The organism is Pseudomonas sp. AC252 (genome assembly GCF_979258105.1).
Genome location: NZ_OZ409837.1, coordinates 5323039 through 5346610, shown reverse-complemented (window position 1 = coordinate 5346610; position 23572 = coordinate 5323039). Strand labels below are relative to the sequence as shown.

Genomic DNA, 23572 nt, shown 5'->3' with positions numbered 1-23572 from the left:
GGACAGACGTTCCTGCTGGCAAACATCCTGGTCTTGCAGCCACTATGAGCGCAGTCCGATGGCATCGTCGTTGCCGATCCCAGTATCTCGCTGGATCGTGCGGGTAATGGAGCAGAACCAGGGACAAAACAAGTTCTGATAAACAGAGGACTGTCCCCCCGAGGTCCCCCGCGGCGGAAAATCGTGTCTGGAGCCCATGCAATGCATCTGATCAACTCTTTACCCTTCGTCATCGACACTGAACCCTATGACGCGTGGAAGCAGCAATGGGCAAATCAGGAAGGCCTGGATATTCATTCGTATATCAATGACCAATGCCACCCGGAACAGATATTGATGTTTTCCACGTTGCTGTTCCCGACGTTCATCGTGTCTGAGGGAGGCGTTTTCCTCGAGCGAAATTTTTCACACGAAGCGTTCGCGCGCTGCGTGAACCTTGCCGCTGGCGACATGGCGGAGGTTGAGCGGCTTATGAATTATGTGAAGATTTATGATGTTTTTGGCCAATACGGAAATGGTGTATCGCCCAGAATATTTTTTCAGCTGTGCGAGATGATCGGGTTTGCCTGGCGAATGGTGTTGAAGGAGAAATTCCGGGACACATTATTCACTGTCGAGGTGTCGAACTCGGATGAGGATTACGGCCCGGTGGTTACGTTCTATCAGGTGAAACAATGATTGATCCCATTCCCAACGCTCGCTGATAAAAAGATTTTTGTCTTGATGTGCTCGCCTCAAGACCGTGGGCGAGCAATTACGTTTCTTGAGTTGAGCCACCAATACAATGCCTAAATTTTCCTGCGTGTGCGGTCAGATAATCAATTTGTCTCATGGTACGTCCGAGTCCGAGTTTTCAATGGTTGCCGAGCGAAAGATAGATGAGCTGGGTGCTGCCTTGGCAGATCGTTGGTTGTCTGAGGAAGAGTTCTATCAGCAGATAGGTGCGAGTGCTACTGCTGTTTATCGCTGCAATAAATGCGAACGACTACATATTGATCAAGGTGGCGGAAACTTTTCTTCCTATATCAAGGAAGTATGATAGAGCGCGCCCACATGCTTTCGGGGAAAGAGTGGGAGCTGGATTGTTCACCAGCAAGAGGCTTCAAATGGACTTTTCAATTGCGGAATACGGATTGGTCGGCCCCCTGAATGGAAAACTGTTCAGAGCTCAAGTGCGCGAAATTCTGGGAGCCGGTTTCGAAGTGTTCTGGAAAACAGCTGACTCCTTGAATACTACGGATGCTTATTCTCAGCTCGACCTTCATGTCTACTATGACGAACGAGATATGGTTAAAGGGGTAGAGTTTTTCGAAAGAAGCACGGTGTCCTGGAACGGCCACAAGCTGGTAGGCGAAAGATCCACGGACGTGTTGGCTTTGTTTCGTCGCCACGGTATTGATCCCGTCATTGACGATGACGGATTTGAAGTCGGTGAGTTGGGTATGGGGTTTTACGTTGACGATGACGACGACTTGATCACCACTTTATATATCAATCTGCGCCGCGAAATTCATTTAACGGCGTCGTGCTCTAACAGGAGCCAGAGATGATCATCTGCCCAAGATGTCAGCAGGATTACATTGTCTGTGCCCATGTCAAGGCCACTGGGAAAGAGTTATTCATGTGCCCAGAGTGCGACGCTACCTGGTTTTCAGTTGAGGCGATCGGCGTTGCGCATTTTCTGGATTTTGGGACTTATATGGAAAGCATAGGCTTGTCGATGCTGTGGGACGAGTTGGACATTGTTTCCGATTCAGAAGACTCAAGAAATGACAGTGTCTGATCCGGCAATGAAGTGAGGTTGTTATGAAGGAGTTGTTCGGTCAGCCATACCGCCAGTCAGACCCTTATTGGATTGTCAAAGGGTATTTTGACAGGATTTATGATGATGGCCGTTTCATCGAGGCAGCCGGCTATATTGTTAGGCGTTGGGGGTTCAGTGTTGATGGAGCATACTGTAACTTCCCTGATGTAAATAGCTCATTTGAAGAGGGTCATTTCGAAGGAGTGGAGTTTTCTTATGGGTATCCCTCTAGCGATGCAGACACAATTGTTGTCAGTGAAGAGGTTTGCATGGAATACCTTCGGCTAGCTTGTGATAAATACCTACAGCGCCATCCTGAAAGTAACGCTGAAGTAGATGTTCTCTTAAGTGGGAGCTATATCTGATAAGTAGAAGTGTTCCATTTGTCTAGCGCAGCTAAAAGTTATCCGATCAAGAGAAAGTTGAAAGATGAAAGATGAATGATTTCGAGTCAGTAAAGAAACTGATCATCCAGTTGGTTAAAGATAAAGCCGGTGATTTTGATGGTGACAGTTGGGAAGCTGATTACAAGCTGAACTGGGAAGACGAGTTAGCGGAAAGGCTAGCAAACGCTTTCTACAATATGTCCAGAGCGGCATCCGCCAAGGAAAATGCAGACGATGTCATGTTGAAAGTTGCGCTGATGAATTCACGTGTGGACTTCATGGATCTCGCCAATTTTTTCAGGGATATTTTCGACGATTTGGATGCACTGCTGCGCAAGCCAGTCTGGCCGGATATTCCAGAAGGATTTGATTATCAGGGCTACCACCAGTGAGTTATCCATAGGTGCAGAATGCGACGACATCGGGTCTTTGATAAGGGGCGCGGGCGTCAGGCTAAAAGTGGACAGATTCGTTTTAGGAAATAAATCTGTCCTATTTTTTGCTTCCAGATAACAGAGGTTACGTAGTGGGCAATGCCACAAGAGATGGGCTCGATATCAAAGTTGTTTATGATACGGTTCTTAATCGTGTTGTAACAGGCTGTCCAGCGAATGTACTCAAGAATCCAAAATTATGAGTAGGGATGATGTCTTTGTTGAAAAAAGTCTCACAGCGCTCTTGGAGGAGCTTGAATCTCAGCCCGAAATGGCGATCTTCTTTGCGTCAGATATATTGGCTTATGAAGATACATTATCCAATATTAGAGAATGGTTGGAAGATGATAGCGAATATGGTTTGGCATACGAAGTGATGTTGTCCTTACTTGAGCGTTTTGATTTCAAGATTTCAGGAAAGTCAGCCGTCAGGTTGCTGGAAGTAGGGCTGTATTTCGGTTACAAGACCGATCTTGAAAGTGACCGTGATCTCGATTGGAGAACTTGATTGAAATTTTAGGCGACTTCTTAATCTCATTCCCTTTCACGCAGACGAGGTCTGAGACGTTTGGAGGAATAATGGGGCAGACCACGTTTAAATAAACGTGGTCTATCTCGAGGGGTCAAAGGTCTTTAACTTATGAAGGTTAGTGGGTAAATAAGGATGAATCACGTTTGGGACGTACTCCGAAAACGTGGTCTGTCCCCTTTTTATCCAGAAGGTTGTTTGGTGCCAAGTATGATGTAGCGATTAAGCAGATGTTGGAATATGCTTCGACTTTAAATCCGGACGACTTTAGGAAGAGATGACAATGATTTTCAATTTATTAGCCCGCGGTGATCTGGGATTGCTTCATGCTGGTATGTCACGAGATGAAACGAGGAAGGCTCTCGGTGGTGGGTTTGAGGAGTTTTTCAAATCCGAGGATTCTTCAGTACCGACTGACGCTTATGATGATTTAGGCATGCATTTATACTTCGATGAGAGCTTCATGGTGAGTGGTGTTGAGTTTTTAAAGTGGAGCCAACTCGTTTGGAACAGCCAGAAACTGGTCGGTGAAGACACGCTGCTGGTTCAAAGGTTTTTAATCGCGCAAGGAGAAAAATTGGCTTTCAATAATTCGGGCTTCAATATCATTGATATGGGCTTAAGATTTTACGTGCCCGATCTTGAAGAAGATGATGCCATCGTTGAAGCTGTTTACGTCGAACTCTTCCGTGCATGAAAAACCGCTAGGGGGACGGTTGTATATTTGCCGAGCGTGTTGGATAAATAGGACTATGCATGGTTCTTAGGAAGCTCCATTTCCGCTCCGCTCTGGAGTTTGTACAGTGATTACCGAAGACATAAAGATTGTCCAAGAGATTTTCCAGTTGGTCGAAGCCGGCATCGTCCATGGCTACGATGCGTTCTGCTATGGCGTCGAATGGGGCGGGAACTATATGGAAGCAGAGCTTGCCTTTGAAAAAGATGGTTTTGAACATTGGGATGCCGAAACCGATTTCAATAATTCAAAAATCTACATGCTCGTAGAGAAGCTTCACGGAAATGCAGCTGTAAGGGGCGAACCATGGAATTCCTTCGTGCTCTCGTATCGCGATGTGAACAAGTGCGAACGAAATTTGGTTATTGAATCCGATGTTTCTCAGCCTTTTCACCTGAGATCAAAGATCGCAGCCTTCGGCAGCTACTACACACAATCCGTAGGAGCTGCCGAAGGCTGCGATCTTGTGCTTTTACTTCGGATAAAGCGGCGGCAACCCACTCTCACTCACCGGGTCCTGCACGCGCTCGGCGGCGGGAATAGTACGAATCGCCCGCCACAAATCCTCACCCTGCCAGTGCTGCCCGGTCTCGCTGTACAGCGCACCATTCAACCCATCCAGCGCATCCGATAACGGTACAAACCGCGCGGCCATGTCCGCCAGTGTCTCCGGCTGTTGCCGCGCCCAGGCGTCCAGTGCCTGGCGGGTGGCGTGGGGGTCGTTGGCCTGGCTGGCGCGTTTGATGTCGTCGAGCAGGGTGCGCGGGCTCGGGCCGGTTTGGGCGGCGCGGTGGATTGCCGGTTGCCAGCGGGCGCGCCACCAGAGGCCGAAGCCGAGCAGGGTGGTGCAGGCGAGGATCAGGGTGCTGAGCTTCCACCACCACAGGGTGTCGTTGTCGGGCGTACTCGGTTGCAGGGTGCCGGCCGGGGTGTCGATTTGCAGGCTGGGGTTGTTCGCCACTTGCAGGGTGCGAGCGGGCAGGCTGCTGTGTTCGAGGTGGTCTTCGAAGGTGTTCCACCAGACCACGTCGACGGTTGGCAGGTCGATCGCGCCGCTGCGGCTTGGCACCAGTGCTTCGCGTTCTTCGCGGCTGCCGATGATCCCGCGGTCGCTGCTCTGGTTGCTCAGCACCGGTTGGTCGGGGTAGCGGCGCAGGCCGTTGACGTCGGTGGCGGGAAGGGCTGGCAGTTGCGAGCTGGCGAGGCCTTCGACTTTTAGCGTCAGGCTGCGGGTCAGGGAATCGCCGACCTGGGTGTGGTCCGGTTCCGGGCTCCAGCTTTCGCTGAGGCTGAGGTTGCGCGCCGGCAACCATGGCGCATCGACCGGGTAGGTCAGCGGTTTCGGTTTGACCGTCAGCGGAATCGACGCCGAGCTGACGCGCATCAGTTTGCCGGGCTTCGGCCCCGAGGCGTCTGCTGATGGCGCGGTATCGACCAGCGTGGCGCTGAACGTCTGCGGGGCGATCGTCAGCAGGCCGCTGTGCTGCGGGTAGATCGCGTAGCGCATCTCGATCACGCCGTGGCGCAGGCCGTTGATGTCTTTCTCGTAGGTGCGCGTGTCGCCGAGCTGTTCGATGCGCGCATCGGCGATTTGCAGCGGGCTCAGGCTGCTGTCGTCGTACAGCGAAACCGAGTGGTAGATGCGCAAAGTCAGGATGGCCTGGGCCTGCACATAAACGCTGGTCTGGTCGAGGCTGGCTTCGATGAACACCGGATCAAGGCTGTTGTTGTCTTCGCGGTTATCGCTGGCGATCACCTGCACGGTGATCGGCTGGCTCTGTGCGTCGCCCAGTTGCAGCGGCGGAATCACGACGCTGCCGTTTTCTTTCGGCAGCAGGGTGATGATCCAGCGTGTGGTTGCGCGGTTGTCGCCGTTGAGGGTGTTGAGCTGGTTGACCTGGCGTGTGCCGCGCACTTCGAACAGCGCTTCCAGCGCCGACAGATCGGGCTTGCCGAACTGGGTGACGTCGTCAGTTTCGAGGGTGAGCTCGACCGTCTCGCCGGAGTTCAGGCGACTGCGATCCACGCTGGCGATCAGCTCGGCCGCCTGAGCGGTGGCCGTGCAGATCAGCAGGGGCAGCAAGAGAGCGGTGAAGCGGGTCATCGAGTGTTTTCCTGATCCTGATGTTGTTGCTGTTCGTACCAGAATTTGCGCCTGAGCAGCTCACCCGGGTCGTCCGGGATCTTGCCCAGCCATTGCTCGAGTGCCTGACGCTGCTCGCCTTCGAGGTTGTTCTCGCTCGGGCGCAGGGTCGGCACCGTGTCGGTTTCCTCTTCCTCGTTGCTGCCGGGGATTTCATTGGGGCCGGGCAGCGGCGGGGCGGTCGGCGGCGGTTCGCTGGCCGACTCGGCCGGTTGCGCCTCGCTCTGGGTTTCACTGCTCACCGCCGGAGGTGGCGCGGTAGTGGGCGAGGGCTCATCGCCGGGCAGACTTTGTTCGTTCGGCTGGTTGTCCGGCTCGGGCGGCGGCGGGGCGTTTTTCTGCTTCAGCAGGTTTTCCACCAGCGCCTTGTTGGTCTGCGCCGGACGCAGATCCGGTTGCAGTTCCAGCGCCTGTTCGTAGGCGTCGATTGCTGCTTCCAGCTCGCCACTTTTTGCCAAGGCGTTGCCACGATTGTAGTGGGCGCGGGCATCGCTGCCCTCGGCAAAACGCTGAGCGGCGCCACTGTAGTCGCCGGCCTCATACAACGCCACCCCTTGCCACTGATGATCGTCAAAATGCTGCGCGGCTTCGGCCGGGCGTTTCTGCTTGAGCAGATGCAAACCTTGCTGGTCGGGGCGCAACCACAAGTCTTCGAAGTCGAAAGCGTAGCTCGGTTGCGGCAGGCACCACAGCAGCGGCAGGCAGAACAGCCAGCCACGGCGCCCGGCACACGCAGCCAGCAGCAACAGCGGCAACAGCAGCCAATAGCCCTGATCGGCCCACGTATCGAGGCGCACGGTCTGGCCGTCGTCGCGCAGGCTGCGCGGGCCGTTGAGCAGGCCAAGGGCGCCGAGATCGACCTCGTCGAGTCGGGCTGGGTGGTACTCGCCGCCGACGCTGTTGAGGAATGTCGCCAGACCAGGACTGTCGAGTTGCGGCACGCGGATCGCGCCTTGCTCGTCCTTGAGGAAACTGCCGTCCTCCTGGGCAATCGGCGCACCTTCGGCGGTGCCGATGCCGAGCATCAGCAGTTGCGTCGACTCGCCATTCAGAGCACGGCGAATGCCTCGCCGTTCTTCTTCATTGAGCGACGAACCTATCAGCAGAATCCGCCCCTGTCCCAGCGCACCTTGCTTGAGCAAGGCCAGCGCCTTGTCCACGGCCAGATCGGCGCGGTGGCCGGCTTCCGGCATCAGCGACGGCTTCAGCGCGTCGAGCAGGTTGCGGCTGGTGGCCAGATCATCCGACAGCGGCACCAGCGTGTGCGCGCTGCCGGCATAGACGACGATGGCGGTCTGCGCATCGCTGCGCGCCTGCAACAGGTCGAACAGCTTGCGCCGCGCCTGTTCCAGACGCGTCGGTGGAGAGTCGGTGGCGAGCATCTCCGGGGTCAGTTCGAGCACGACTACCAGCGGATCAGCGGGTTTCTGGCTGGTCTGTTCGACGCGCTCCCAGCTCGGCCCGAGCAAGGCCAGAATGGTCAGCAACCACGCCACGCCAAGGGCGATCCACGGCAGTTTGCTCTGGCGCCCGCTGCCGCCACTGAGCAGCGCAGCGTGAAATGCCGGCGGCAGAATCATCTGCCAGCGACCGGCGCGTTTCTGTCGGTGCCAGAGTTGCCAGAGCAGCCAGCCGAGCAGCGGCAACAGCAACAACCACCAAGGGCGGAACCAGTGCGGCCAGAGCGCAATCATCGGCGCCTCCGCAGACGCAAACGCTGCAAGCGCTCACGCCAGTCCGGCAGCGGACTTTGTAAATACAGTTGTTTGCTGAACAGGCGTTGCAGCGGATTGTCCGGCCACAGTTCGCGGACGACCAGCAACAGGCTCAACCATAGCGCCAACGCCAGCGGCCAGTGATACAAGGCTTGCGCCGGGCGTGCCTGAGTTGGTTGCTGGGTCACCGGTTCGAGCTGATCGAGAGTGTCCTTGATCGCTTGCAGCTCTTTGCCGTCGTGGGCGCGGAAGTACTGGCCGCCGGTGATTTCGGCGATGGCCTTGAGTGCCGGCTCATCCAGATCGAGGCTCGGATTAACCCCGAGCAGGCCGGTCGAGCCGCTGTCCTCCGGATTGGCGCCGATGCCGATCGGATAGATTCTGACGCCTTCACTGGCGGCCAGTTTTGCGGCGGTCAGCGGATTGATTTCGCCGCCGTTGTTGGCGCCGTCGGTGACCAGGATCAGCACGCGACTTTGCGCCGGGCGCAGACGCAAGCGTTTCAGGGCCAGACCGATGGCATCGCCGATCGCGGTGTTCTTGCCGGCGATGCCGATCCGCGCCTCGTCGAGCCACACACGTACGGTGCGCCGGTCGAAGGTCAGCGGTGCTTGCAGGTAGGCCTGACTGCCAAACAGGATCAAACCGACGCGGTCGCCATCGCGGCTTTCAAGGAAATCACCGAGCAAGTGCTGCACCAGCGACAGGCGACTGACTTCTTCGTCCTGCCATTGCATGTCGGGGAAATCCATCGAGCCGGACACGTCTACCGCCACCAGCAGATCGCGACCGCTGGCGGCAATCGGCAGCGGTTCGCCGAGCCATTGCGGGCGGGCGGCGGCGATCAGCAGGATCAGCCATAGCAAGATAAACGGCGCCTGCTGCCGCCATGCCGGCAAGTTGGCGCGGGCACGGCGGCGGGCGAGGCCTTCGAGGTCGGCGAGGAAACTGACTTTCAACGCCGGCTCGCCGCTGTCGGCCACAGGCAGGACCAGGCGCATCAGCCACGGCAGCGGCAACAGCACGAAGATCCACGGCCAGGCGAACTCAAACATGTTTGCGAATCCACGTGTCGACCGCTTGGGTCAGGCCGGCGATGGCTTTGTCATCGAGTTTGCATTCCGGTTTGTACGCGCCTTCGACCAGCACCATCCAGCGCGTCAGGCCGGCAGCCGGGCAGCGGTTATCGAGGAAGGCCAGCCATTTGCGTCCGTTGAGGGTGTGGCTCTGGCTGTACGGATAGTGGTTGCGGCACAGGCGTTTGAGCAGGCCGTTGAGTTGTTGCAGCCAAGCGCCGGCCGGTGCGCCGTCGTAAGGCTTGGGCATTTGCGCCAGTTCGGCGAGCGCGGCGATGCGCACCGGATCCAGCGGCTGCTCGGCGCGCACCACCGGGCGTTTCTTCATCGGAATGAAGCGGCGCAGCTTCCACACGGCAAAACCCAGCAGCGGCAACAGCAGAAGCAGCAGCCACCAGCCCGGTGCTGGCGGCCAGAAGGCGATCGGCGGCGGCGAGATCAGCGGTTGCAGATGGTCGAGGCCGTTCATCGACCTCTCCCCGGACGCTGCGGGTTGAGGAACTCGCGCATCTGCTCGACCATTTCGCTCTGCGTGCTCAACGGCATCAGCAACACCCGCAGCTTTTGTGCGAGCAATTCCCAGCGGGCAATGCGCGCTTCGGCCTGGGCGCGATAGGTCTGGCGCAGGTCGAAATTCAGCGTGTCGATTTCCAGTTGCGCGCCGCGCTCGGCGAAGCGCAGCAGACCAGCGGCGGGCAGGGCGTGATCGAGCGGATCGGACAGCGGCAACATCAGCAGATCGCAATGCCGCGCCAGCAAACTCAACTGCTGCTCGGCGCTGTCGGACAACGCGCGTTCATCGCAAATGACGATGGCCAGACTGCCCGGTCGCAGCACTTCCCGCGCGCGGCGCAGGGCCACGCCGAAGGCATCGCGATCCGGCTCGCGCTCGCTGTGCAGCGACTGATTGACCTTGACCAGGCGGTTGAGCAATTGCAGCAGGCTCTGCTTGCTCCGGCGAGGCTTGATTTCGTAGTGCTCGTTGTCGCCGAACACCAATCCGCCGACGCGGTCGTTGTGCCCCAGTGCCGCCCAGCCAATCAACGCCGCGACCTGCGCCGCCAGCACCGACTTGAACATCAGCCCCGAGCCGAAAAACAGCCGCGTGCTTTGCTCGACCATGATGAAAATCGGCCGCTCGCGTTCTTCATGGAACAGCTTGGTGTGCGGCTCCTGCGTGCGCGCGGTGACGCGCCAGTCGATGGTGCGCACGTCGTCACCGGCCTGATACACCCGCACTTGGTCGAAGTCGACGCCACGGCCACGGAATTTCGAGTGATGCAGGCCGATCAGCGGGCTGCGCTGGCTCGGCGTGGAAAACAGCTGCACCTCGCGCACGCGGTGACGCATCTCGATCAGCTCGGCGAGGCTGATGCGAATACCGGGTTCGGAGGGCAGGGCGGCGTTCATGGGGGTCAAGCGACGGCGACGACGTCGAGAATCCGCTGCACCACGCGGTCCTGATCGATGCCAGCGGCTTCGGCTTCGAACGACAGAATGATGCGGTGGCGCAATACGTCGAACAGTACCGCCTGAATGTCTTCCGGGCTGACGAAATCGCGACCGGCCAGCCAGGCGTGGGCGCGGGCGCAGCGATCAAGGGCGATCGAGCCGCGCGGACTGGCGCCGTAGGCGATCCACTCGGCCATTTCCGGGTCGAACTTGGCCGGGTTACGCGTGGCCATGACCAGTTGCACCAGGTATTCCTCCACGGCGTCGGCCATGTACAAACCAAGGATTTCCTTGCGCGCGGCGAAGATCGCCTGCTGGCTGACCCGGCGCTCGGGCTTGGTCTCGCCGTTCAGCGCCTCGCCACGGGCCTGCTGGAGGATGCGCCGTTCGACAGCGGCGTCGGGGAAGCCGATCTTGACGTGCATGAGGAAACGGTCGAGCTGGGCTTCGGGCAGCGGATAGGTGCCTTCCTGTTCGATCGGGTTCTGCGTGGCCATCACCAGAAACAGCGGCGACAGCTCATAGGTGCTGCGCCCGACGCTGACCTGACGCTCGGCCATCGCTTCGAGCAAGGCCGATTGCACCTTGGCCGGCGCGCGGTTGATTTCATCGGCCAGCACCAGGTTGTGGAAGATCGGCCCCTGCTGGAAGACGAAACTGCCGGTTTCCGGACGGTAGATTTCGGTGCCGGTGATGTCGGCCGGCAGCAGGTCGGGGGTGAACTGGATTCGATGGAACTGGGCTTCGATGCCCTCGGCGAGTTCTTTGATCGCTTTGGTCTTGGCCAGACCGGGAGCGCCCTCGACCAGCATATGGCCGTCGGCGAGCAGGGCGATGAGCAAGCGCTCGATGAGTTTTTCCTGGCCGAGAATCTGCGTTGAAAGAAAGGTTCGCAGCGCTAGCAGCGCTTCACGATGTTCCATCGGTGACTGTTCCTGGAAAGGGGTGGCCGGGGCGTTCGGATAACGCCGGGGCTGGGGGCGTTACTTTAATCCATCGCGGGGGGCGGCGACTAACGGCATTTTGTGCAAAAGAGCAAAAGATCGCGGGTTTCGGCAGCTTCCCGGTTGGAATGCGATCCCCTGTAGGAGCTGCCGAAGGCTGCGATCTTTTGATCTTTCGCAAAGCAGGAAATTGTAGCGGCGCCAGTGCCGGCCCTATCGCTGGCAAGCCAGCTCCCACAGGTTTCGGCGCAGTGCATGCGATTGGTGCAGCGCATCGGTCCCTGTGGGAGCTGGCTTGCCAGCGATAGGGCCCTTCCAGGCCCCATCAAACCTCGCTGATAAAGGTCCCGGTCCCATCTAGAATATTCTTCAAAGTCTCAACAACCTCATCCATATCCACCATGTCGGGGTTGAACGCGATCTCCAGCACATCATCGCCACTCAACGCATCGGCATCCGCGGCAGCAATCTCGATCTTCAGCAGCTTCGCAGTCAGCGTGACCTTCACCCCGTCGAGCGTCGATGGCTCGCCATCGAGAGTGATCTCCAGCTCATCCTCGTCCGGATAACGGCTCATCAGGAACATCTCGCCCTTGTCGCTGTGGCAGCACAGCATGGCCATGTTGTCTTCTTCGTCGTCGCACGGGTTGACGATCAGTAGGGCGGTGGTCATTTGCATGGGGAATTCCTGGGCAGTGGCGGCGGTGAATCTGTTCGAAGGCGCGATTTTGCCAGTCTCAACCGGTTTGCGCTGCTTGCATCGGTAAAAAGTGGCAAAGCAGGACATTTCCGTCGCCCACTTCCGAGTAGCGAGAAGGGGAAATCCGACGCCCCTGTAGGGCGATTACAGATGACGATTTTTCTACACGAAGTTGCGATGTTTCGCTTGAGATAGCCACCATTTTGCCGTTAGTTTTGCCCTCCCAGCAAAGGACCGCGCCCACCCCAATGAAAAAAAGGACCTCTTTCGATGAGCCCATATTTCGACCGCGCCGAAGAAATCTGCCACCTGTCCGATGAACAGATCGAGGAGATCTACAAGCGCTATCTCGAAGGCGAGAAAACTGCCGCGCTGATGGCGGAATTTCAGATCCCTGCAACGGTGCGCAGTCTGCTCAAGGTTCTGCCCCCGGTTATCAGTGCCGACCTCAGCTGTCCTTACTGCAATCTGCCGATGTGGATACGCCGACACGCCAGAGGTACTCCGCTTTCGCTGCGCAGTACATTCAAATGCGTACGCTGTGCGCACCAGCAAAGCCTTCCCGGTACCCATAGCCGCCAGACGACGTGCAGCTGCACAGAGTGTTTCAAGTTACGCCAGCAGCAGCTTGCCGCCCGGGCCGCGCGTGATCGCCTGGAATTGGAAGCTCGATATGGCGCGCGATGCCCCGCAGTGCCTTACGCCAATCTGGGGTTCGTGCAGAAGCTGACGTTGCTCGCCTTGCTGGATGATGGTTACGGCGCGACCGTTGAATGGATTGCGCCGTTGAATGCGCCATCCAGAGAAGAGCTGCTCGCCCTGACGTTCGAGGCCCGTGAAGAGTTGCTCAAGGGCCTGCACGAAGCCGGGGTGCTGGCGGTTTCCACCGATTCCGACATCAACGCCTTCGATCGCAGTGAGGGCTGCAATATCCGCGAGTACAGCGCGGTGCGCTGGCTGCCCAGCGTCACGCTCGACGGCGTGACGCGCAGTACCCGCGAGAATTTGTACCGGGTGCTGTATCAGGAGTTGTCGGGCAGCGTCAAAGCCGCCTGGAAGAGCGAAATCTATTCGCTGGTCTTCAGTCTCGCCCGCGAAGCGTCCATTCAATACATTCGTGTGCTGGCCGCGGAAGTGGATTTTGCCTTCACGGCCGAAGCCCGTGCCGAGGAGGTGGTCGGGCAGTTGCTGCAGGACTTTTCGGTGAGTCAGTTGTATTACTTCGCCCGCCTCGCGGTGAGGAACGCCGCGCACTTCTACGCCACCGGCAATTCCAAGGGACGCAGCCATGCCTCCAACACCATCCCGCGCAACATGCTCGGCACCGCGCAGGACGCGCTGGCGCGCAATTGGCGAAAGAACGCCCATCGCGACGCGCGGGTGCCGCAAACGGCCTTGCAACGCTTGCTTTACGACGTGGTGCTGAAGGACAGCGGCGCCGGATTTTCCAAATCGCCGGGCATGTACTGGCGTGACGAACTGGTCCCGCAATTCTTTTCCGCCGTGGCCTTCGACAGCGACTTGCTTAGCCACCTGCGGCTGTTCTGCCGCGAATGCGATTCGAGCAACATCGACGCCAGCATGGACAAGCAGATCCTGCAGACGATGTGCTACGACTGCGCCACGGTGAGCAAATTCAGAGCCTTCGAGGAACTGCCGGACTGATCCGCGTCAACCGTTGGCGCTGAACCGGATGCCACGCTCAGGGTCGATAACAGGGCCTTGGGCGTTTTCGTTTCCGGATATGTAACGTGCTGAAGGATCGTCCTGGCACGAAAGTCCCGTGAAACCGGGGTTTCGAACCTGCATTTCGGCGCACGCCTGCTAGTGTTGATGCAGGCGAAACCCTGCATTTACGTGCCAATGACCGAATATGTCGCAGCACCGCAAGCAGACACATTGTCGCACCCATTAAGCTGCGCAACGGATGAGTACCCGTAAAGGCATTGTCGGCAGTGCTGGCAGTCGCTTTTGCAGATGCTCATTCATGGAAGGTGAATGTGACCTGAGTGTCCCGTCCAGCTTCACCCACCTGTCTCCCTGTTTCCTCTGCCCGAGAATCAGGAACAGGGCGACACGAGGCCCGAAAGGGCTGTTGCACGCGACGCTTTCCATCAATAACAAGCTTAAGCGGAGTACCACAGATGGCGTTCTTCACCGCAGCCAGCAAAGCCGACTTCCAGCACCAACTGCAAGCGGCACTGGCGCAGCACATCAGTGAACAGGCACTGCCACAAGTGGCGCTGTTCGCTGAACAATTCTTCGGCATCATTTCCCTGGACGAGCTGACTCAACGTCGCCTCTCCGACCTCGCTGGCTGTACTCTCTCTGCGTGGCGCCTGCTTGAGCGCTTCGATCACGCGCAACCGCAAGTGCGTGTCTACAACCCCGATTACGAACGCCACGGCTGGCAGTCGACCCACACCGCGGTCGAAGTGCTGCACCACGACCTGCCATTTCTGGTCGACTCGGTGCGCACCGAGCTGAACCGTCGCGGCTACAGCATTCACACCCTGCAGACCACCGTGCTCAGCGTGCGTCGTGGCAGCAAGGGCGAATTGCTTGAAGTCCTGCCAAAAGGCAGCACCGGCGAAGGCGTGCTGCACGAATCGTTGATGTACCTGGAAATCGACCGCTGCGCCAACGCGGCCGAGCTGAATGTGCTGAGCAAAGAGCTTGAGCAGGTGCTCGGCGAAGTGCGCGTCGCCGTCGCTGACTTCGAGCCGATGAAAGCCAAGGTGCAGGACATCCTCACCCAGCTGGACAACAGCGCTTATCCGGTCGATGCCGACGAAAAGAACGAAATCAAAAGCTTCCTGGAATGGCTGGTGGGCAACCACTTCACCTTCCTCGGCTACGAAGAGTTCGTAGTTACCGATCAGGCCGATGGTGGCCACATCGAGTACGACCAGAGCTCCTTCCTCGGCCTGACCAAACTGCTGCGCACCGGCCTGACCTACGAAGACCTGCGCATCGAAGACTACGCCGTTGCCTACCTGCGCGAACCGACCCTGCTGTCGTTCGCCAAGGCCGCGCATCCGAGCCGTGTGCACCGTCCGGCCTACCCGGACTACGTGTCGATCCGCGAAATCGACGCCGACGGCAAAGTCATCAAGGAACACCGCTTCATGGGCCTGTACACCTCGTCGGTGTATGGCGAGAGCGTGCGGGTCATCCCGTTCATCCGCCGCAAGGTCGAAGAAATCGAGCGCCGCTCCGGCTTCCAGTCCAAGGCTCACCTGGGCAAGGAACTGGCGCAGGTCCTCGAAGTGCTGCCGCGTGACGACCTGTTCCAGACCCCGGTCGACGAACTGTTCACCACCGTGATGTCGATCGTGCAGATCCAGGAACGCAACAAGATACGCGTGTTCCTGCGCAAAGACCCGTACGGTCGCTTCTGCTACTGCCTGGCCTACGTGCCGCGCGACATCTATTCCACCGAAGTGCGCCAGAAGATCCAGCAAGTGCTGATGGAGCGCCTGAAGGCTTCCGACTGCGAGTTCTGGACCTTCTTCTCGGAATCCGTGCTGGCCCGCGTGCAGCTGATTCTGCGCGTCGATCCGAAGAACCGTCTCGACATCGACCCGCTGCTGCTGGAAAAAGAAGTGGTCCAGGCCTGCCGCAGCTGGCAGGACGACTACGCCGCACTGACCGTCGAAAGCTTCGGCGAAGCCCACGGCACCAATGTGCTGGCGGATTTCCCGAAAGGCTTCCCGGCCGGTTACCGCGAGCGTTTTGCCGCACATTCGGCCGTGGTCGACATGCAGCACCTGCTGAGCCTCAACGAAAAAAATCCGCTGGTGATGAGCTTCTATCAGCCGCTCGGTCAGGTTTCCGGCCAGCGCGAGCTGCATTGCAAGCTGTATCACGCCGACACGCCGCTGGCGCTGTCCGACGTCCTGCCGATTCTGGAAAACCTCGGCCTGCGCGTGCTGGGTGAATTCCCGTATCGCCTGCGCCACACCAACGGCCGCGAGTTCTGGATTCACGATTTCGCTTTCACCGCCGCTGAAGGTCTGGACCTCGACATCCAGCAACTCAACGACACCCTGCAGGACGCGTTCGTGCACATCGTGCGCGGCGATGCCGAGAACGATGCGTTCAACCGTCTGGTGCTGACCGCCGGTCTGCCATGGCGCGACGTGGCACTGCTGCGTGCCTACGCCCGTTACCTGAAGCAGATTCGTCTGGGTTTCGATCTGGGTTACATCGCCAGCACCCTGAACAACCACACCGACATCGCTCGAGAGCTGACCCGGTTGTTCAAGACCCGTTTCTACCTGGCGCGCAAGCTCGGCAGCGAAGATCTGGAAGACAAGCAACTGCGTCTGGAACAAGCGATTCTGACCGCACTGGACGATGTTCAGGTGCTCAACGAAGACCGCATCCTGCGTCGTTACCTCGACCTGATCAAAGCCACCCTGCGTACCAACTTCTATCAGACTGACGCCAACGGCCAGAACAAGTCGTACTTCAGCTTCAAGTTCAACCCGCATGCGATCCCTGAGCTGCCGAAGCCAGTGCCGAAGTTTGAAATCTTCGTCTACTCGCCACGCGTCGAAGGCGTGCACCTGCGCTTCGGCAACGTTGCCCGTGGTGGTCTGCGCTGGTCCGATCGTGAAGAAGACTTCCGCACCGAAGTTCTCGGCCTGGTGAAAGCCCAGCAAGTGAAGAACTCGGTCATCGTGCCAGTGGGCGCGAAGGGCGGCTTCCTGCCGCGTCGCCTGCCACTGGGCGGCAGCCGTGACGAGATCGCGGCCGAGGGCATCGCCTGCTACCGCATCTTCATTTCCGGCCTGTTGGACATCACCGACAACCTGAAGGACGGCGCACTGGTGCCGCCGGTCAATGTCGTGCGTCATGACGACGATGACCCGTACCTGGTGGTCGCGGCGGACAAGGGCACTGCAACCTTCTCCGACATCGCCAACGGCATCGCCATCGACTACGGCTTCTGGCTGGGTGACGCGTTTGCGTCCGGTGGTTCGGCCGGTTACGACCACAAGAAAATGGGCATCACCGCCAAAGGCGCGTGGGTCGGCGTACAGCGCCACTTCCGCGAGCGCGGCATCAATGTTCAGGAAGACAGCATCACCGTGGTGGGCGTCGGCGACATGGCCGGCGACGTGTTCGGTAACGGCCTGTTGATGTCCGACAAGCTGCAACTCGTCGCTGCGTTCAACCACATGCACATCTTCATCGACCCGAACCCGAACCCAGCGACCAGCTTCGTCGAGCGTCAGCGTCTGTTCGACCTGCCGCGTTCGGCCTGGACCGACTACGACACCAGCATCATGTCCGAAGGTGGCGGTATCTTCTCGCGCAGCGCGAAGAGCATCGCGATCTCGCCGCAGATGAAAGAACGCTTCGACATCAAGGCCGACAAGCTGACCCCGACCGAACTGCTCAACGCCTTGCTCAAGGCGCCGGTGGATCTGTTGTGGAACGGCGGTATCGGCACCTACGTCAAAGCCAGCACCGAAAGCCACGCCGATGTCGGCGACAAGGCCAACGATGCGCTGCGCGTCAACGGCAACGAGCTGCGCTGCAAAGTCGTGGGCGAGGGCGGTAACCTCGGCATGACCCAACTGGGCCGTGTGGAATTCGGTCTCAATGGTGGCGGTTCCAACACCGACTTCATCGACAACGCCGGTGGCGTGGACTGCTCCGACCACGAAGTGAACATCAAGATCCTGCTGAACGAAGTGGTTCAGGCCGGTGACATGACCGACAAGCAACGCAACCAGTTGCTGGCGAGCATGACCGACGAAGTCGGCAATCTGGTGCTGGGCAACAACTACAAGCAGACTCAGGCCCTGTCCCTGGCGGCGCGCCGTGCCTACGCGCGCATCGCTGAGTACAAGCGTCTGATGAGCGATCTGGAAGGTCGTGGCAAGCTGGACCGTGCCATCGAGTTCCTGCCGACCGAAGAGCAACTGACCGAGCGCGTCGCTGAGGGCCACGGCCTGACCCGTCCTGAGCTGTCGGTGCTGATCTCCTACAGCAAGATCGACCTCAAAGAGCAACTGCTAGGCTCGCTGGTGCCGGACGACGACTACCTGACCCGCGACATGGAAACGGCGTTCCCGCCGACCCTGGTCAGCAAGTTCTCCGAAGCCATGCGTCGCCACCGTCTGAAGCGCGAAATCGTCAGCACCCAGATCGCCAACGATCTGGTCAACCACATGGGCATCACCTTCGTGCAGCGACTCAAAGAGTCGACTGGCATGAGCCCGGCGAACGTGGCGGGCGCTTATGTGATCGTGCGCGACATCTTCCACCTCCCGCACTGGTTCCGTCAGATCGAAGCGCTGGACTATCAGGTTTCCGCTGACGTACAGCTGGAGCTGATGGATGAGCTGATGCGTCTGGGCCGTCGTGCCACGCGCTGGTTCCTGCGTGCCCGCCGCAACGAGCAGAATGCTGCCCGTGACGTCGCGCATTTCGGTCCGCACCTGAAAGAGCTGGGCCTGAAACTCGACGAACTGCTCAGCGGCGAAATCCGCGAGAACTGGCAGTCGCGCTATCAGGCTTACGTCGAAGCCGGTGTGCCGGAGTTGCTGGCGCGTATGGTTGCGGGCACTTCGCACCTGTACACGCTGCTGCCGATCATCGAAGCTGCCGACGTCACCGGGCAGGACCCGGCCGAAGTGGCCAAGGCCTACTTCGCCGTGGGCTCTGCGCTGGACATCACCTGGTACCTGCAACAGATCAGCGCCTTGCCGGTGGAAAACAACTGGCAGGCCCTGGCCCGTGAAGCGTTCCGTGATGACGTCGACTGGCAGCAACGGGCGATCACCATTTCCGTGCTGCAACAGGGCGACGGCTCCCAGGACGTGGAAGCGCGCCTGGCGCTGTGGATGGCCCAGCACGAAAGCATGATCGAACGCTGGCGCGCCATGCTGGTGGAAATCCGTGCTGCGAGCGGCACGGACTACGCCATGTACGCGGTGGCCAACCGTGAACTGCTGGATCTGGCGTTGAGCGGGCAAGCAATCGTGCCTGCGGTTGCTGCGAATGCCGAGCTTGAACTGGCGTAAGTAGTGGCTGAATGAAAAGGCCCCGGTATCGCGAGATGCCGGGGCTTTTTTATGCCTGTGTTTTTTGTGGTGTCTGGGCTGGCGCTTTCGCGAGCAGGCTCGCTCCCACAGTTGATCGCATTCCAAAATGTGGGAGCGAGCCTGCTCGCGAAGAGGTACTTACATTCAATACAATTTTTGAGCTGGTTTACTCTCGAGCATCGACACTTTCTCCACCGGCCGCACAACCAGATTACTGAGTGACCGATCAAACTCCCTTAACGCCTCAACCTGCAATTCTTCCTGCTGATTGATATCGGCCACGATCTCTTCCGAACGCTTGAAGTCCGCCCACACTGGCGTCAGCTCCCTAGCCTCCGAACCCTTCGCGGTGCCGATGTAGTTCAACTGCCCATCGTAAAAATCAGCACTGACATCCGCGCGGATATCCGAGCTGCGCGAGGTGATCAATTGGCTGTGGGTATCGACGATCGCCACCACATCAGGCCTCGCCGCGCGCAGGCTTTGCATGTCCGGGTACACCGTCACCGAACCGAACTGACGTTGCAGCGAAGCGTTGACCCACTCAACCGCGCGATCCGGGCTGGAGCTGGCGACGTAGGCGTCGTGAATCGGCTGCACCAGCAGGCTCTGACCGAAGCCGGTGCCGGCCTTGGCCTGATATTCGCGCAGGTATTGGCGATTGGCCTGGGTACCCGGGCTATAAATCACCCCCAGCGCGACGCCGGGACCGCTCTTGACCAAAGTGGCAGTGCTGCGACCGGTCGGGTGCGGCAGCAGCGTGTCGAGGGATGACACGGCTTGCGGGGCAGTGGGAACAGAACAGGCAGAGAGCAGCAAAGCCGAGATGGCCAGCAGGGCGGGAAGCGCAGGTTTCATGGTGTTTCTCCCGTGAAACAAGGTCTGTCGATGAGTGTGCACGGGCCGATGGTTCGGCGGATATTCAGGGTAAACCTGGGGGCCTGACCATTGGCTGAATAACCTGTGGGGCGTTAGTTTTATTGGCTTTAAGCGCTCCCAGTTAATGCCGCAAGGCAATAAAAAAGGCGCAAATACTCGATTTGCGCCTTTCGTTTATGGCTGATCAGGCAGCCATCAGTTTTCCAGCGGGATCAGCACCTGCTCATCCGGGGCCAGGACCATGAACACCAGCAATTTGGCCGGCTTGGTTGAACTGGCATTTTTCGACACCAGATGCTCCGAGCCAGCCGGCTCGTACCAGAACTGGCCCTTCTTGTAAGTAATCGCTTTTTCGCCCTTGACCTGGGAAATCACTTCGCCATCGAGCACGTAAGCCATCGCCGTACCTTCGTGTTTGTGGGCGATCGAGGATTGCCCGGGCTTGTAGTCGACTTCGATCATCATGGCTTTCTTGCCGGGGGCGTTTTTCAGCAGTTGTTCCTGCAGGACGGTGATTTTCTCGGACGGATCGTGAGCCATTGCCGAAGCGGACAGGCTGAAGGCGAGGGCGGCGGCGACGAGGGGCAGGGCTTTCATGGCGGGTTACCTGTGATGGTTGGGGTGTGCTCACAGTAGGCCGCAATGTGGCCGGTTCAAACGGCCAATATTCGGGAAGATCAGGTGACCAATTGGCCTCGGAAGGATTTCGGTGCGGCGCAAATCGCCTTCGCGAGCAGGCTCGCTCCCACAGGTTCTGCGGTTTCTCACCCATCTTGTGAACAACAAATAACCCTGTGGGAGCGAGCTTGCTCGCGAAGAGGCCAGCTCAGACGATGGGAAAGCTGTTGAAATCCACGCTATTGGCCAGGCGGCTGTCGATCAGGTCGATGAACCCCTGCGCCTCGGGCCGGTTGAAATGCGCCTGCATCGCCGCTTCCGACTGCCAGCGCGCGCTGACCGTCCAGCGGTGGCTGTCTTCGGGGCAGCGGTCGACCAGGTAGGAATCGCAGCCCGGAGTTTCGCGCAGGGTGTCGACGATCTTCTGCAATTGCTTGCCGAGCTCTTCCGAGCGGCCCGCAGCAGCCTTCACCTCAACCGTATTGATCACTTCGCTGGACATTGCTCACACTCCTGAATCAGGCCGGACGAATCCTGCTCACTGAGGGATAACGCCTGTGCAGAATAGGCCTGCCGCCATGAATCACCAATAACCAATCGGCGGTAAAAGCCTTATACCAACGGCTCATGACAGCTGTTCGAGGATGTCACGCAGGCGATCCAGAGCAATGTCGATGTCCAGGGTCTCGATGGCGCCGAAGCCGAAATACAGGCCTTCTTTCGCCGGCTGCTGGTAGTAGAAACCACTGATCGCATACAGGCCGACCTCGACCTTTTTTGCCAGCTCGATGACCAGCGGCAAATCGATCGGCACCTTGCAGAACACTGCCATGTGAAACCCGGCACTGGCTGGAACGGCTTGCAGCCAAGGTGCAAGGTCGGTGGCCATGCGCTCGAGAATGCGTTCGCGGCGTTGCGCGTAGATCGTGTGGCAGCGGCGGATGTGCTTGAGCAGGCAACCCTCGGCGATGAACTTGGCCAGCGCCCATTGCGGCAGGGTCGAGGCGTGCAGATCGGTCAGCTGTTTGGCGCGAATCACCGCCTCGATAATCGACGGCGGCAGGATCGCGTAGCCCAGACGCAGCTCTGGCAGCAGGGTTTTCGAGAAGGTGCCGACGTAGGCGACGATGCCGCGCTGGTCGAGGTTGTACAGCGAATCGGTGGGCCGGCCCTCGTAGCGGAATTCACTGTCGTAATCGTCTTCGATGATGATCGCGCCGAGCTCATGGGCCCGGGCGAGCAGGGCCTCGCGGCGCGCCTGACTCATCGCCATGCCCAGCGGAAACTGGTGCGAGGGCGTCACATAAATCAGCCGCGTGCCATCGGGAATCTGCTCGACCTGAATACCCTCGGCATCCACCGGCACCCCGACCACTTCGGCACCGTGCGTGCCGAACAACAAGCGCGCGGGCGGGTAGCCGGGATCTTCCATCGCCACCAGACTGCCGGGGCGGGTCAGCACGCGGGCAATCAGGTCCAGCGCCTGCTGTGCGCCGTTGCATACGACGATGTCTTCGTCCTGACAATTGATGCCGCGAGAAAACGCGATGTGCCGAGCGATCGCATTGCGCAGCGCCGGTAGGCCTTCAGCAACGCTGTAGAAGCCTTTGGACTGCGCCATCTGCCGCATCGCGTGGGCGACGCAGCGGCGCCAATCGTCCTGCGGAAACTGGCCCTTGCTGGTGGCGCCACCGATGAAGTCGTAGCGCAGCGAACCCTCCAGCGTCGGGTGGCGGAGGAACACCGGCAGATTGCGCCAGCTCTCGATCACCTCGGCACTGGCCAGCTCGGTGTGGCTCTGCTTGCGCTGCACCTGCGCAGGGCGGGCGTTGACGTAGGTGCCTTTGCCGATGACGCCGGTGAGGAAATTTTCGTAAGTCAGCTGCGCGTAAGTGTCGGAAATGGTCTTGCGCGAGATGCCCAATTGCTCGGCCAGCAAGCGGCTCGGCGGCAACTGCGTACCTGCGGCCAGCCGCCCGGATTCAATCGCCGCGCGCAACTGCTGATACAACTGACCGGCAAGATCCTTGCGGCCGTTGATCACGACATGAAGTTCCATACCGACGAGGCTCCCGGGTGTTGAGTGAAGTGTCGGTCAGATTAGCGTTGTTGGGCTTTTGGCAGTAGTTGCGTGGAGTAAAAACCGCAAATTGGCGTAAATCCCTGTGGGAGCGAGGCTGCTCGCGAAAGCGGTGGGTCATTGAACAGATTCGTTGTCTGACACTCCGCTATCGCTGGCAAGCCAGCTCCCACAGTTTTTGCGGCGTGCACAAATCTTGTGAACGACGTTAAACCTTGTGGGAGCTGGCTTGCCAGCGATGGCGGTGGTGCAGTGGATGAATATTTGTCTGGGAAACCACTTTCGCGAGCAAGCTCGCTCCCACAGGTATTGCGTTTGGCCGAGGTTCAGTGGTGTAGCCGAAATTCGTGGAATTGGGGCTGTAACACAGCCTGCACAGCCCTTACCGTGAACTCATCATTCCGCCTGCCGAGAGCCGCGCCATGTCCCTGCGTCTGGATTACTACAACGCGTCGCCCAAGGCGATGAAAGCGATGCTTGCCATGGAGGCGCTGACCAGCAACCTGAGCATCGAAGCGCCGCTGCTGCAATTGATCCGGATCCGCGCTTCGCAGCTCAACGGCTGCGCGTTCTGCACCGATATGCACTCGGTGGACGCGCGGCGAGCGGGGAGAGTGATCGGCGCTTGTATGCGATCGCGGTGTGGCGCGACAGCAGCTTCTTCAACCCCCGCGAACGCGCGGCGCTGGCCTGGGCCGAGGCGGTGACGCTGTTGGCCGAAAGCCACGTGCCCGATGACGTCTACCAGCAGGCGCGCGAGCAATTCGATGAAGGTGAACTGGTGGATTTGACGGTTGCGGTCAGCACGATCAACAGCTGGAATCGCTTGGCCGTGAGTTTCCGCCAGACCCCGAGTGACTGAAAAGCGCCCATCCCTGTGGCGAGGGGATTTATCCCCGTTCGGCTGCGCAGCAGACGCCAAAACGGTGAAAACGGTTTATCTGACAGATCAGAGTCAGGCGACTTCGGGGCCGCTGCGCAACCCAACGGGGATAAATCCCCTCACCACAGGCGC

At 59.0% G+C, this 23572-nt stretch carries 20 protein-coding genes and 1 pseudogene; 10 read left to right on the top strand and 11 right to left on the bottom strand.

Features of this window, described 5'->3' with window-relative positions:
* Positions 1–201: 201 nt before the first annotated feature.
* The 7 genes from ACZZZ4_RS24235 (at position 202) to ACZZZ4_RS24205 (ending at position 3850) form a co-directional block, all read left to right on the top strand.
* The gene (locus ACZZZ4_RS24235) at positions 202–678 is read left to right on the top strand and encodes a hypothetical protein (protein WP_122602640.1); all 477 of its coding nucleotides are present in this window, start codon (positions 202–204) and stop codon (positions 676–678) included.
* A 428-nt stretch (positions 679–1106) separates the two neighbouring features.
* Positions 1107–1550: a hypothetical protein gene (locus ACZZZ4_RS24230; protein WP_122602638.1), complete on the top strand. Its 444-nt coding sequence runs from the start codon at positions 1107–1109 to the stop codon at positions 1548–1550.
* On the top strand, positions 1547–1783 hold the full coding sequence (locus tag ACZZZ4_RS24225; protein ID WP_240783222.1) for a hypothetical protein: 237 nt from the start codon (positions 1547–1549) through the stop codon (positions 1781–1783). Before ACZZZ4_RS24230 ends, ACZZZ4_RS24225 begins: the two co-directional genes overlap by 4 nt.
* A 23-nt stretch (positions 1784–1806) precedes the next feature.
* On the top strand, positions 1807–2169 hold the full coding sequence (cdiI, locus tag ACZZZ4_RS24220; RefSeq protein ID WP_129999495.1) for a ribonuclease toxin immunity protein CdiI: 363 nt from the start codon (positions 1807–1809) through the stop codon (positions 2167–2169).
* A 71-nt stretch (positions 2170–2240) separates the two neighbouring features.
* Positions 2241–2582 (top strand): hypothetical protein, encoded by a 342-nt coding sequence (locus tag ACZZZ4_RS24215; RefSeq protein ID WP_039763943.1) that lies wholly within the window; start codon positions 2241–2243, stop codon positions 2580–2582.
* A gap of 241 nt (positions 2583–2823) precedes the next feature.
* The gene (locus ACZZZ4_RS24210) at positions 2824–3132 is read left to right on the top strand and encodes a hypothetical protein (protein ID WP_463549000.1); all 309 of its coding nucleotides are present in this window, start codon (positions 2824–2826) and stop codon (positions 3130–3132) included.
* Between the two features lie 304 nt (positions 3133–3436).
* Complete coding sequence (locus tag ACZZZ4_RS24205) at positions 3437–3850, top strand: hypothetical protein (RefSeq protein WP_463548999.1); 414 nt, start codon at positions 3437–3439, stop codon at positions 3848–3850.
* Between the two features lie 511 nt (positions 3851–4361).
* Here ACZZZ4_RS24205 and ACZZZ4_RS24200 read toward each other — a convergent pair.
* From ACZZZ4_RS24200 to ACZZZ4_RS24170, 7 genes are all read right to left on the bottom strand, one after another.
* On the bottom strand, positions 4362–5993 hold the full coding sequence (locus ACZZZ4_RS24200) for a BatD family protein (protein WP_463548998.1): 1632 nt from the start codon (positions 5991–5993) through the stop codon (positions 4362–4364).
* Positions 5990–7726 carry a vWA domain-containing protein gene (locus tag ACZZZ4_RS24195; RefSeq protein WP_463548997.1) on the bottom strand — a complete coding sequence of 579 codons (1737 nt, stop codon included), beginning with the start codon at positions 7724–7726 and terminating at the stop codon, positions 5990–5992. The genes ACZZZ4_RS24200 and ACZZZ4_RS24195 overlap by 4 nt, the downstream gene beginning before the upstream one ends.
* Positions 7723–8802 carry a vWA domain-containing protein gene (locus ACZZZ4_RS24190; protein ID WP_463548996.1) on the bottom strand — a complete coding sequence of 360 codons (1080 nt, stop codon included), beginning with the start codon at positions 8800–8802 and terminating at the stop codon, positions 7723–7725. The genes ACZZZ4_RS24195 and ACZZZ4_RS24190 overlap by 4 nt, the downstream gene beginning before the upstream one ends.
* Positions 8795–9292 carry a DUF4381 domain-containing protein gene (locus ACZZZ4_RS24185; protein ID WP_463548995.1) on the bottom strand — a complete coding sequence of 166 codons (498 nt, stop codon included), beginning with the start codon at positions 9290–9292 and terminating at the stop codon, positions 8795–8797. The genes ACZZZ4_RS24190 and ACZZZ4_RS24185 overlap by 8 nt, the downstream gene beginning before the upstream one ends.
* Positions 9289–10233, bottom strand: coding sequence for a DUF58 domain-containing protein (locus ACZZZ4_RS24180; protein WP_463548994.1), 945 nt, complete (start codon positions 10231–10233; stop codon positions 9289–9291). Before ACZZZ4_RS24180 ends, ACZZZ4_RS24185 begins: the two co-directional genes overlap by 4 nt.
* A gap of 5 nt (positions 10234–10238) precedes the next feature.
* Positions 10239–11198 (bottom strand): AAA family ATPase, encoded by a 960-nt coding sequence (locus ACZZZ4_RS24175; protein WP_007913915.1) that lies wholly within the window; start codon positions 11196–11198, stop codon positions 10239–10241.
* Positions 11199–11544: 346 nt separating this feature from the next.
* Entirely contained in the window at positions 11545–11898 is a 354-nt protein-coding gene (locus ACZZZ4_RS24170) for a hypothetical protein (RefSeq protein WP_039763952.1), read from the bottom strand.
* A 291-nt stretch (positions 11899–12189) separates the two neighbouring features.
* Here ACZZZ4_RS24170 and ACZZZ4_RS24165 point away from each other — a divergent pair, with 291 nt between their 5' ends.
* Positions 12190–13584: a hypothetical protein gene (locus ACZZZ4_RS24165; protein ID WP_463548993.1), complete on the top strand. Its 1395-nt coding sequence runs from the start codon at positions 12190–12192 to the stop codon at positions 13582–13584.
* Positions 13585–14063: 479 nt separating this feature from the next.
* Entirely contained in the window at positions 14064–18959 is a 4896-nt protein-coding gene (locus ACZZZ4_RS24160; RefSeq protein WP_463548992.1) for an NAD-glutamate dehydrogenase, read from the top strand.
* A 165-nt stretch (positions 18960–19124) separates the two neighbouring features.
* Here the strand turns inward: ACZZZ4_RS24160 and ACZZZ4_RS24155 are convergent, their stop codons facing one another.
* The 4 genes from ACZZZ4_RS24155 to pdxR form a co-directional block, all read right to left on the bottom strand.
* A complete protein-coding gene (locus ACZZZ4_RS24155) occupies positions 19125–19838 on the bottom strand; it encodes an ATPase (protein ID WP_463548991.1) in 714 nt (237 codons plus the stop codon).
* 216 nt (positions 19839–20054) lie between these two features.
* The gene (locus ACZZZ4_RS24150) at positions 20055–20456 is read right to left on the bottom strand and encodes a cupin domain-containing protein (RefSeq protein WP_463548990.1); all 402 of its coding nucleotides are present in this window, start codon (positions 20454–20456) and stop codon (positions 20055–20057) included.
* A gap of 229 nt (positions 20457–20685) precedes the next feature.
* Positions 20686–20979: a putative quinol monooxygenase gene (locus tag ACZZZ4_RS24145; RefSeq protein WP_039763960.1), complete on the bottom strand. Its 294-nt coding sequence runs from the start codon at positions 20977–20979 to the stop codon at positions 20686–20688.
* A gap of 123 nt (positions 20980–21102) precedes the next feature.
* Entirely contained in the window at positions 21103–22536 is a 1434-nt protein-coding gene (pdxR, locus tag ACZZZ4_RS24140; RefSeq protein ID WP_129999485.1) for a MocR-like pyridoxine biosynthesis transcription factor PdxR, read from the bottom strand.
* A 443-nt stretch (positions 22537–22979) separates the two neighbouring features.
* On the opposite strand from pdxR, the pseudogene ACZZZ4_RS24135 reads away from it, so the two are divergent.
* Positions 22980–23419 (top strand): annotated as a pseudogene (locus ACZZZ4_RS24135) (carboxymuconolactone decarboxylase family protein).
* The last annotated feature ends 153 nt before the right edge of the window (positions 23420–23572 follow it).